Annotated in this window: 10 protein-coding genes; 8 read left to right on the top strand and 2 right to left on the bottom strand. The window is 42.7% G+C overall.

The window, feature by feature from the left end; all coding sequences use genetic code 11:
- Positions 1-25: 25 nt before the first annotated feature.
- The gene (gene gspF, locus ACZ8ZH_RS15820; protein ID WP_004692652.1) at positions 26-1,231 is read right to left on the bottom strand and encodes a type II secretion system inner membrane protein GspF; all 1,206 of its coding nucleotides are present in this window, start codon (positions 1,229-1,231) and stop codon (positions 26-28) included.
- A gap of 152 nt (positions 1,232-1,383) precedes the next feature.
- On the opposite strand from gspF, the gene ACZ8ZH_RS15825 reads away from it, so the two are divergent.
- The 8 genes from ACZ8ZH_RS15825 (at position 1,384) to ACZ8ZH_RS15860 (ending at position 10,187) form a co-directional block, all read left to right on the top strand.
- Positions 1,384-3,606, top strand: a complete 2,223-nt coding sequence (locus ACZ8ZH_RS15825; RefSeq protein WP_119064123.1) for a primosomal protein N' — start codon at positions 1,384-1,386, stop codon at positions 3,604-3,606.
- Between the two features lie 82 nt (positions 3,607-3,688).
- Complete coding sequence (locus tag ACZ8ZH_RS15830; protein WP_086209663.1) at positions 3,689-5,530, top strand: monovalent cation:proton antiporter-2 (CPA2) family protein; 1,842 nt, start codon at positions 3,689-3,691, stop codon at positions 5,528-5,530.
- Positions 5,531-5,580: 50 nt separating this feature from the next.
- Positions 5,581-6,456, top strand: coding sequence for an Hsp33 family molecular chaperone HslO (gene hslO, locus ACZ8ZH_RS15835; protein WP_086209664.1), 876 nt, complete (start codon positions 5,581-5,583; stop codon positions 6,454-6,456).
- A 136-nt stretch (positions 6,457-6,592) separates the two neighbouring features.
- Positions 6,593-7,744 (top strand): IS4-like element ISAbe18 family transposase, encoded by a 1,152-nt coding sequence (locus ACZ8ZH_RS15840; protein WP_058971770.1) that lies wholly within the window; start codon positions 6,593-6,595, stop codon positions 7,742-7,744.
- A 194-nt stretch (positions 7,745-7,938) separates the two neighbouring features.
- On the top strand, positions 7,939-8,391 hold the full coding sequence (locus ACZ8ZH_RS15845; protein WP_086209665.1) for a DUF2147 domain-containing protein: 453 nt from the start codon (positions 7,939-7,941) through the stop codon (positions 8,389-8,391).
- Positions 8,392-8,535: 144 nt separating this feature from the next.
- Positions 8,536-9,489, top strand: coding sequence for a DnaJ C-terminal domain-containing protein (locus ACZ8ZH_RS15850; protein ID WP_086209666.1), 954 nt, complete (start codon positions 8,536-8,538; stop codon positions 9,487-9,489).
- Between the two features lie 10 nt (positions 9,490-9,499).
- A complete protein-coding gene (locus tag ACZ8ZH_RS15855; protein ID WP_086209667.1) occupies positions 9,500-9,856 on the top strand; it encodes a chaperone modulator CbpM in 357 nt (118 codons plus the stop codon).
- Between the two features lie 70 nt (positions 9,857-9,926).
- Complete coding sequence (locus tag ACZ8ZH_RS15860) at positions 9,927-10,187, top strand: HP1242/YdcH family protein (RefSeq protein ID WP_086209810.1); 261 nt, start codon at positions 9,927-9,929, stop codon at positions 10,185-10,187.
- Between the two features lie 120 nt (positions 10,188-10,307).
- On the opposite strand, the gene ACZ8ZH_RS15865 is transcribed toward ACZ8ZH_RS15860, so the two are convergent.
- Positions 10,308-11,543, bottom strand: a complete 1,236-nt coding sequence (locus ACZ8ZH_RS15865) for a magnesium transporter CorA family protein (RefSeq protein WP_119064125.1) — start codon at positions 11,541-11,543, stop codon at positions 10,308-10,310.
- Between the last annotated feature and the right edge of the window lie 119 nt (positions 11,544-11,662).

Here is an 11,662-nt window from a genome sequence, read left to right on the forward strand (position 1 = left end):
TCTCTTCCATCTTATATTTTTAAAATTAAATCATATTGTTCATGTTGACGATCGGTAGCATCACGGCAATCACAATCACCAAGACAATGCTTGCCATCAAAACCAACATCAGTGGCTCAAGTAAAGCCAGCAAGGTCGATATCAGCGTTGTCACTTCTCGGTCTTGCATGGTCGATGCGCGCTCTAACATCCGATCCAATTCACCCGAGGTTTCACCACTTTTAATCATTTGTACCATCATCGGTGGGAAATAACCACTACGCTCCAACTGGGTCGCAAGGTTTCCACCTTCGGTCACTTTTTCTGCGGCATGATTGACCGCATCGCGGATCACCCAGTTATTACTCACCGCCGCGCCAATTTTTAATGCATCCACCAAGGGTACACCTGACTGGGTCAAAATTGATAAAGTACTAGCAAAGCGTGCGGCATTTATACCACGTGAAAGTTTACCAAATAATGGCAGTTTGAGCGTTAAACGATCAAAGGCATAATGCCCTGCTGTAGTTCTTAAAAATCGCAATAATAAGCCGATGCCCAGTACACTGCCCACCAATAGAAACGGCCATGCCACGCGAATAAAATCACTGGCTTTCATCAAAGCCACAGTAATCCATGGTAAGGCATCTTTGCTTTGGTCAAAGGTTTTGACAATGTCTGGCACCACATAAGTCATGAGTCCCATCACAATGGCAAAAGACATCAGCATTAAAATAATCGGGTAAATCATCGCGCCTTGGATTTTCTTTTGCATCGCAAAGCGGTTTTCAGTGTAGTCTGCCAACTGATCTAAAATTAAGTCCAAATGTCCTGAACGCTCGCCAGCGGCAATCGTGGCAATGTACAACTCTGGAAAACGCCCCGACTGCTGTAAACCTTGTGCTAATGAATGACCTTCCAATACTTTAGAACGGACTGACATCAACAAGTTTTGTACGTGTGCTTTTTCTGACTGCTTTCCGACCGCACGAATGGCTTCTTCCAAAGGAATGGCCGCAGCGACAAGGACAGAAAGTTGACGTGTCAATAAAGCCAAATCATAAGCGGTAATTTGTTTTTGAAACCATGTTTTGCTGCTGTGCTTATCTTTTTGTTCAACAGGATCAACCGAGACTGGAATCAGCGCTTTATCACGAAGTTGTTGCCGAATTTGACGCGCTGAATCCCCTTCGAGCACGCCTTTTTGCTGCTTTCCTGCGGCATCGAGTGCGGTAAATTGATATGCTGGCATGATTACGCTTTCTAATTGTCCATTTAGTTATTTGGTGCTGTTGCATGTCAGCATCAAAATCATTCATATTCTAAGTTATAAATTATGTCATCACTCTAACACAACTCATTCATCACACAATCACAATTTCATCAGGACATTTTGAGCTTTTTATGCCAGAGAATACACTTTCCACCACACCGAGCTACCGTATTCGTGTGGCTGTTCCTGTTTATCTATATGACTGTTTTGACTATAGTTTAACGGCTGAACAATACCACCAAGCTGAAGTCGGTGCACGTGTGGCTGTCTCATTTGGTCGCCAAAATGTGGTCGGTGTCATTGTTGAGAAACTCACTGATGAGAAACCACTCGATTTAGGCTTTAAACTCAAAGCCATAACTGAGTTGCTCGATGACAGCGCTATTCTAGATGCTAAAGTTTTAAGTTTATTGACATGGGCAGCACAATATTACCAATTTCCGATTGGTGAAGTGATGCATGCCGCGTTACCTAGCTTTTTACGCCAAGGTAAGCCTTATAACTTATTGGCACGGATGTGGAAGCTGATTGATGACCATGCCGAAGACAAATTAAAGCGTTCTGAAAAACAACAAGATGCCTATAAAATTTTAAAACTACATCCCACAGGAACTTCTGAAAACATTTTAAATTTGGCTGGTGTAGAAACAGCAACCTTAAAAGCCTTAGAAAAAAAGCAAATCACCCAGTGCATCCTTGAAGCTCAAGACTTTAAACCGCAAGCCATGACACTGGCACAAATGCCTCTCACCCCCAATGAGGACCAAAAGCATGCCATTCAGCGTATTTTAAAAGTACGAAACAGCTATCAAGCGTTCTTACTCGATGGCTTAACGGGTAGTGGTAAAACTGAAGTCTATTTGCAAGTCATGCAAGAGGTTTTAAAACAAGGCAAACAAGTCTTGGTTTTAGTGCCTGAAATTGGTCTCACCCCACAAACAGTGAGTCGTTTTCAATCTCGTTTTCACTGTCATATTGCGCTACTACATTCAGGTTTGAATGATTCTAAGCGCCTGCAAGCTTGGCAAAGCGCACAAACAGGTAAAGCCTCAATTGTGATTGGCACACGTTCTGCTATCTATACGCCCCTTCCACATCTGGGTTTGATTGTCTTAGATGAAGAGCACGACTTATCATTCAAGCAACAAGAGGGCTTCCGCTACCACGCTCGTGATGTGGCCTTATACCGTGCACACTTAGAAAACTGTCCAATTATCCTTGGTTCTGCAACGCCAAGTATCGACAGTTATGCACTGGTCGAACAAAGTAAAATGATCCGCTTGGAACTGAACCAGCGGGCTGGTGCAGCAGTCATGCCAAAAATGCATGTGATTGATCTGAAAGTGGCACAAAAGCAAAATGGTATCAGCCAACAACTGATTCATGAAATACAGAAGCGTTTAGACAAAAAAGAACAGGTCTTGGTTTTTTTAAACCGTCGAGGCTATGCGCCCGTGTTAATCTGCGAGAGTTGTGGCTGGCAATCAAAATGCCCACATTGTGATGCCAATTTCACCGTACATCGACAGCCTTATCAGCATCTCCACTGTCACCACTGTGGCACCATCCACCGTATGCCTGAGCACTGCCCGCAGTGTCAACATAATGAACTGAAACCGGTTGGTTTAGGTACCGCAAAAGTTGAAGAAAACTTACAAGCGTTATTTCCCAATTTTGACGTGATTCGGGTTGATCGCGACTCCACCAGTCGAGTCGGTAGTTGGCAAAAAATTTATAATAAAATCCAAAAAAGCGAACCGATCATTTTACTCGGCACACAGATGTTAGCCAAAGGACATCACTTTCCTTATGTGACTTTGGTGGCGATTTTAGACATCGACTCAGGCTTACTCAGTGTTGACTTTCGTGCCACAGAACGTACCGCACAGCTCATCATCCAAGTTGCGGGACGCGCTGGACGTGGTGAGAAAAAAGGTGAGGTCTATTTACAAACTCTACGTCCAGATCATCCTTTGCTGAATACCCTTTTGGAATCGGGCTATCGTAGCTTTGCCAAGCAAACACTGAAAGAGCGTAAAGCTGCATGGATGCCACCTTATCGCTATGCAGCTTTATTGCGCTGTGAGTCTAAACAACAAGAACTGAACCAAAGTTTTTTACAAGAGCATGCACAAGCCCTGCGTCAAGCCTCAGAAAACACTATTGATATTTGGGGACCTATTCCTGCACCAATGGAACGTAAAGCTGGGCGCTATCAGGCGCATATGGTACTGCTCTCAAAAGACCGTGCACGTATGCACTTCTATATTCGTCAGTGGTGGCAAAATGTCTGGCACAACAAGCCGCATGGCATGAAATTAAGTCTCGATATTGACCCACAAGAGTTAAGTTAAGACCGTAGGCGAATAAGGCTTAGACCTGAGTCGCATTCTCCCTTAAACTTTAAACATAAAGAAAAAAATTTAGGACAGGGCAATGTCTCTACTGCTTCAAATCACCCTCTTTTTGGCTGCGGCACTGATGATCGTTCCGCTGGCCAAACGGCTCGGGATTGCCACCGTACTCGGCTATTTATTTACAGGTATTTTACTTGGCCCCAGTGTTTTAAATGTCGTCCATGACCCTGAGGATATTCATAAACTCGCTGAATACGGTGTGATTTTCTTGATGTTCATTATTGGACTGGAACTCCGACCACAACGTTTATGGGAAATGCGTAAATCCATATTCGTGATGGGGAGCTTACAAGTCGCTGTCTGCGGAATTCTACTCGCTTGCATCGTCTTTTTTGCCTTGCAACAACAGATTGCAGCCAGTGTTGTGATTGGTTTTGCCCTCGCTCTTTCCTCGACAGCCTTCGTTCTGCAACTTCTGAGCGAAAAACAACAACTCAACACCACGTTTGGTCAACAGTCCTTTTCCATTTTACTCTTTCAAGATATTGCTGCAATTCCGCTGATTGCAGTTATTCCCCTTCTTGCGGGAACAAGCTCAACCCATCATGGCATTGCCTACTTTGCCGCTATTGTTGCTACCTTTACAGGCTTATTCTTATTTAGTCGTTATCTCATGCGTCCATTTTTTCGCTTTGTGGCCAAAAGTGGCGCGCATGAACTGATTACCGCAGTCGGCTTATTTATTGTCTTAGGCGTGGTCGCGCTGATGGATGTCTTAGGTATCAGTACCACCTTGGGCGCATTTTTAACGGGAGTGTTACTTGCTGACTCTGAATTCCGCCATGAACTGGAAGCCAGTATTGCACCATTTAAAGGTCTACTTCTCGGTCTGTTTTTCATGACCGTCGGGATGAGTACCCAAGTTTCGCTCCTGTGGGAAACCCCAAGTCTGATTATTGGCGGTGCGTTATTGCTGATGTTGGTCAAACTGCTGGCATTAACGGCCATAGCTCGCTACTTCGAGTTTTCATGGCGCAACAGTTTGATGCTGGCAACCTGTTTGGCACAAGGCGGTGAATTTGCTTTTGTAGTGCTCAATGTGGCCATGAGTGAACATGTGATTACACAGGCCATTTTAGAGCCGATCAACCTGATCGTGACCTTGTCGATGATTCTGACGCCTATTCTATACTGGCTAATGAGTTCTTGGGTGGTACCGCTATTTGAAAAAGAAACTACTCCCGTCTATGACGACATTCCCGATCAACACAACCCAATGATTATTGCGGGTTTCGGGCGTGTTGGACAAATTGTAGCGCGACTGGTGCACTTACAACACCAGACTTTTACAGCCATTGATAGCAATATCGACAAGGTTGATTTTGTCAGAAACTACGGTGGTAAACTCTACTATGGAGATGCCACTCAACCCGATATCCTGCGTGCCGCAGGGATCGAACATGCCAAAGTTTTTGTGTTAGCCATTGATGATATTGAGGACTCAATGAATGTGGCACGCCATATTCGACTCAACTACCCTGACCTAAACTTACTGGTGCGGGCACGAGACCGACATCATGTGCACTTGCTGCGTGATCTAGGGGTCGAACATATTTGGCGTGAAACCTATTTATCATCCTTGGGGATGGCTTATTTTGCGCTGCGCAATCTCGGAATTGCTGAAGCTGATGCTTATAAGAGCATCGAATTATTCCGCGATTATGATGAAAAACTGCTCGCACAGCAGCAAAGCATTTATAACGATGAGCAGAAAGTGTATGAAACACATCGTAACGCTTTAGCCGAATTAGAACATCTGTTTGAAAGTGATACCCAATTGCGCCAAAGCCCTGTGGGGGTTGACCTACAACGTGAGTTACAACATGACCGAATAGATGTGACACGGGATGAAGTAAAATGACTTGTGTTTTACAATATCGTCACCATTAAGACAGGATATTGGAGAAATTTATGTCTGATTTGCGTCAACGCTTTTATATTGAAGATAGTCCTGTTCGTGGTGAAGTGGTTCATCTTGAAGAAACCCTACAAACCATCTTGGCACAGCGTGATTATGCCCCAGCAATCCAAATACTGTTAGGCGAAATGCTCAGTGCCACGGCATTGCTTGCCAGCACCCTAAAAATTAAAGGCCGTATTAGTTTACAAATTCAGGCGTCAGGTAGCTTTAAATGGGCTATGGCGGAATGCAATCACCTCGGTGAAGTACGTGCTTTGGCGGATTATGAAGCTGACCCACGTTTTAACAGCGCTGAAAGTAGCAGTACCGTGTTGAGCACACTCGTCAGCCCAGTGCTGTTTATTAATATTGAACCTGAGTTTGGTGAGCGCTATCAAGGAATTGTGGCTTTAGATAAGCCAAATCTTGCAGGTTGCTTAATGCAGTATTATGACCTATCTGCACAAATTCCAACACGTATCGTCTTAGCCAGCTCAGCTCAGCGTTCAGGCGGATTACTCATTCAACTGTTACCGCGAAATAGTGAAGAAGAACAAGAACGTGTTGACCAAGACCTTTGGCCACGTCTGACCATGTTGACGGAGACACTTAAAGCAGAAGAGTTGACTGAGTTAGACACCAGCGAAATTCTTTACCGTCTTTATAACGAAGAAGACGTTCGTTTACCCGAAGTTGAAGCATTGAAATTCGGTTGTACCTGCTCAAAAGAACGTTGTGCTCATGCGCTTGAGCAAATTGGTGTAGAAGCTGTACGTGAAACACTAGAACATCAGAACCCCATTACCATGGACTGTCAGTTCTGTAACACACAATACAGCTTTAGTGCAGAAGAAGCGCTCGGCTTGTTTGGTGAGCACTTAAGCTAAGTCTTTCTCCTAGACATAAAAAAAGAGTAGCATCGCTGCCACTGCTGTCCCATAGTTTGCTTTAAATAAAAAAACCTGAGTCCTAACAGTTAAAATATGAGTGTAAACAAACACTTTAACGACCAGGATTCAGGTTTTGTCACATCAGAATACCGTATTTTATGAGCTAATTAAACCTGTTGTGCGACAGGATTTTGAACAACTTGCTAAAGTACACCATGTTGGACAGAAATTTAGAGCGACTTCCCGTTGGGATCAGTTTATTGCCATATTGATGTCTCAATTCTCTTGTAGGCAAAGTCTGAGAGATATTCAATCCAATTTGGAGTGCCAACAGGAAAAGCTAAGTCATCTCGGAGCAAAATCTATTCCCCGAAGCACGCTGGCACGAATCAATGAGCAGCAGCCTGCTGCCTTGTATCAACAGCTATTTTACAAGTTGCTTAAATACTATGAACACTCAAAAGTAGCTCATAAATTTCGCTTTAAAAATCCCTTGTATTCCTTGGATGCCAGTCATATTGACCTGTCGCTTTCCTTATGTGAATGGGCCAAAGTTCATGACTCAAAAGCCAGCATGAAACTCAGCATAGGATTGAATCACAGCAATGATATTCCTGAGTTTGTTGCAGTTGAAAATGGCAAAGAAAATGACATGGTACAAGGTCGCAAATTCCAGTTTCCTGCTGGCAGCATTGTAGTTTTTGATAAAGGCTATGTCGATTACCAATGGTATGCAAATCTGACTGCTCAAAACATTGGATTTGTCACACGTTTTAGGCCTAAATCTGTGTATCAGGTGATCCAGCAACATCCAGTGCTTGAATCCAAAGGTATTCTAAAAGATGAAACCATTCAGCTGAATAGCGCACATGCCCTAAAAAGAAAAGCCCCAGTGTTAAGAAGAATTGAATATAGAGATCAGCAAAGTGGCAAGCACTTTAGCTTTCTCAGCAATAACTTTCATTTAGCCGCCTCCACCATTGCGGCGATTTATAAAGATCGTTGGAAAGTTGAGCTGTTCTTTAAGGCGATTAAGCAGAATCTCAAATTAAAAGCGTTTCTAGGCCGCAGCAGGAACGCAATTCAGACACAAATCTGGATTGCGATGATCGCCTATTTATTGGTGAGTTTCGCTCAACATTTAGGGAAAACAGGTTGGACAGTTCAACGTTTACTCAGAATAATTCAAGTGAATTTGTTTGAAAGAAGAACTTTAAAAGCTTTATTTTCACCCGATAAAATACCCATAAAACAAGAGGAAGCTCAAATGAGCTTCCTCTTGTGAAAAATTGTGGGACAGCAATGGCATCGCTGCTCTTTTTTTATGTCTTAAGTTTCATAAAAGTCATATTTTTCACATAAACCATCACTCTTATTCATAGATATTTTACTGGTCATTCCATTTAAATTTCGTTATAAATAAAACCATAATTTTTTTATGCCTTTTTTATATTTATTTTTCCTCGGGGCTTGGTTGTTATGAAACGATCTGTTTATCTTTTGGCACTCACCAGTAGCTTGGCTTTCTCCTGTTTTGCAGCGTCCGACCCATTACTTGGAAAATGGAAAACTATTGATGATAAGACGGGCTACTCGCTTGCAGATGTTGAAATTCAAAAAGATAAAAATAATCTCTATAGAGCTATCATCCTGAGTACACGTGAAATTCCAGGAGCAACCAAAATAGAAAATTGCACAAAATGTGATGGTGTGAATAAAAACCAGCCGATCATCGGGATGACGACTTTAAGCCATCTCAAAGCAGATGAGACGCAAGGCAACACGTATATTCAAGGTCAACTGCTCGACCCGCTCTCAGGTTTACGCTATGACGCTCAGGCACGACTCAGTAATAATGGTAAGCACTTACGGATTCGAGGAACTTCGACCGAAAATGGCGGTAGACGCAACATCATCTGGGTCAAATATTAAGTATCCCTCATCAATCAAAGCCCCTTTCATTGAGGGCTTTTTTCTTGTCATGTTTTGAAACAATAAGGAACATATCTTTACTGTAGAAATCGACTAAAAGGCTGAATAATGATTAAAACTTAATCAATTTATAAATTCTTACTTATGCCGAAGAACCATTATGAAATACTCGGTTTAACGCGAGATGCGACAGCCGATCAAATTAAAAAAGCCTACCGTAAATTGGCGCGTAAGTACCATCCTGATGTCAGCAAAGAAGCCGATGCTGAAACACGTATGCAAGAACTCAACGTAGCTTATGACACCTTGAGTGATGAAACAAAAAAAGCGGAATACGACTTTGAGCTTGACCATCCGCAAGGTGCTCACCAATTTAATCAAAATACAGGCTTTGGTGGCTTTGAGGGTGCCTTTCGGAATGCACAGGGTGGTCAACAGGCACATGATTTTTCGGGCTTTGAAGACTTATTTGGTCGTTTTGGATCAGGCTTTGGTGGATCAAATTATCAATATCAACGCCAAAATCGCACACCCCATAAAGGTGAAGACCAACATGCACGTTTAGATGTAGATTTGGATGTAGGCTTCCACGGCACCACCCAAACCATTACCTTACAGATCCCTACTTTAAATGCTTATGGCGAGGCCGAAATTCAGCGTAAAACGCTGGAAGTTAAAATTCCTAAAGGCATGAAAGAAGGACAACAGATTCGTTTAAGTGGTCAAGGACAGTCGGGTATTCAGGGGGGTGAAAATGGCGACCTCTATATCGAAATTTACTACAAAGACACAGACACCACACGTGTTGAAGGGGTCGACGTCTATCACCAATTCAACATTAGCCCGTGGGAAGCCGCTTTAGGACTGAGCACAACTGCCACCCTGCCAAATGGCCGCACACTACAAATCCAAATTCCTAAAAACGCGAAAAATGGGCAACAACTACGTTTAAAAGATCAGGGGATTCCAGCCAAAACCGCTGGGCATTTATATTTAATTTTAAATATTGTTCAACCTCCTGCGCAAAGTGAGCAAGAGCAACAGGCTTACCAAGCCTTTGCTGAAGCCTTTCCTCACTTCAAGCCGCGTCAGTCTTAAGGAGAAAATTATGACGACTATTCATTATCGTGAAATTATTTTAGACGGATGTCGACACGCTGAAATTGTTGATGAACAACATAGCTTTGATTTAAAGCATTTTGCTGAAGCTTGCGGACAAAGTCCGGAGTGGGTTTTACAGCTGTTGGAATATGACATTCTGCCTAACCGACCCGATAACCGTATTCACCAGTTTTTTGGTGATGATGTCTCACGTGCACGGCGAGCCTATCGCTTACAACGTGACTTTGATGCCAGCTTTACTGCTGTTGCAATGATGCTGGATTTAATTGATGAGGTTCAAAAACTCCGTCGTGAAGTGAAACACTTACACCTCACCGACCCAGTTAAACCAACTCAGCACTAGTTCTATAAAGAAAGATTGGCGCATGCCTTTCTTTCTTTTTTTTATGCTAAAAGAGGATTTGACGGCAACCATGAAACTTAAAGTTTGTAATAAAAAGACCAAGCACATGTTTCCTGAATACCGAGACATGATTCAACAGCTTAGAGAAGACAATCCACATTTTTCTAAAATGTTTGATGACCATGAAGCGCTGGACAAGGAAATTTGTTTACTCGAACAAGATCCTGTTCGGATTCATCGTGGAGAGATTGAGCCCCTCAAACGCAAAAAACTGTTCATCAAAGATCAGCTTTATCGCATTTTAAAAGGAGCTCAACTCAAAACCTCTTAAATTTAAATGCTCTGCAACGCCCACATATCCGACTAATAAATTGAACAAGGATAGCGTTTGCCTCAAGAGCGTCTGGTTAAAGCGCATTCGCTTTAACTGTCGATACAGAAAATCACCCAATTATTTTAATTTGGTGATTTTCTCTAAATCTTTAATCGTGCCTTTCACGGTTTGTTTAATCGGCTCATAATCCATAAACCAAAACAGGTTCATATGTTGATCCGCATGTTGTTGAGCCAGCATATCAATAACACTCTTTTCCCCGCGACCGACCAAATGCCGTCGATAGAAATAATAAAGCAACGTCATGGTGGTCATAAGCATAATGCCGAGCATAATCCAAAACCCTGTAGGTGACTTCAGCCCAGGAATAAACTCAAAATTCATTCCATATACCCCAGTCAACAAGGTCAGTGGTGCAAAAATAGCAGTGATAATCGCCAAAATACGCATGTTTTCATTGGTTTGATTAGCAATCGCTGAGAAATGCAGATCAATAGCGGCCTGTACCGCACTTCTCAAACGAATCGTGTGCTTTTGAATACGTTCAATATGACTGGTCAAATCGTCCACACGCACCAACATGATGTCTTGTTTTTCACTGCGCTTTTTCCCTTTCAAGTGCGAATAATTATCCACAATTTCATCGCGCAATTCCTGTAAAGTTTCGATCTGTTCTTCACACAAATTTTCCACCTGCTGAAAAGCCATATTCTCCTGCAATAATTGATGCCACCTGGTAAAACGACGATGCCCTTGCAAAAGCTCCTGCTGCCAAAACTCGACCCGCCGCGTGAGCGGAACTCGCAAGTCCAAATAACCATCGACCATATGGTTTAATAAACGCAGTGCTAAATCTAATGGAGTCGATGGGAGTTTTCGTGGCTTATTATGTTCTTCAATCGGACGCCCCAAAACAGTTTCAATCCGTTGAATATAACTTTCAACTTCTTTATTGCCCTGCTCTCTAACTGTAATCAAAACTTGTGGCGTGAGCATAAAACTAATGGGTGTCGTCGCCAAACCAAATACGCGCTCATGCTTTTCAACAGCCTGTGCATCAATCTTGATTTGGTCATCAGGTGTAATCAGCTTTCGGAAGATCAATAAATCATAGTCTTCCAACGTGTCGAATGCACAAGGATGTTCTAAATTTAAAATATCACGTAGGTGGTATTCATTTACCCATATCCCTGTTGCCGCATAAATGTCTTGTTGCCAATGTTCAGCGCGATTTACTACGTCTTCACGGCTACACTCCACCCAGATAAATTCGGCTTCCTGCTCTGCAATCGGTTGTTTCTGCACATAGGTATGCTGTGCAGTAGGATGTTGATAGAAATAATAGCTTTGCATATCTCATTTATTATTGTCTGTCTTAGCCAGCATGATGCCATAAAAAAAGCCCTGAGCAAGCCAAAGTTTAATTTGGCAAAGCTCAGGGCTTTTCAATATCACTCAACTCACATAGAACA

Source organism: Acinetobacter sp. SW-226, assembly GCF_055632855.1.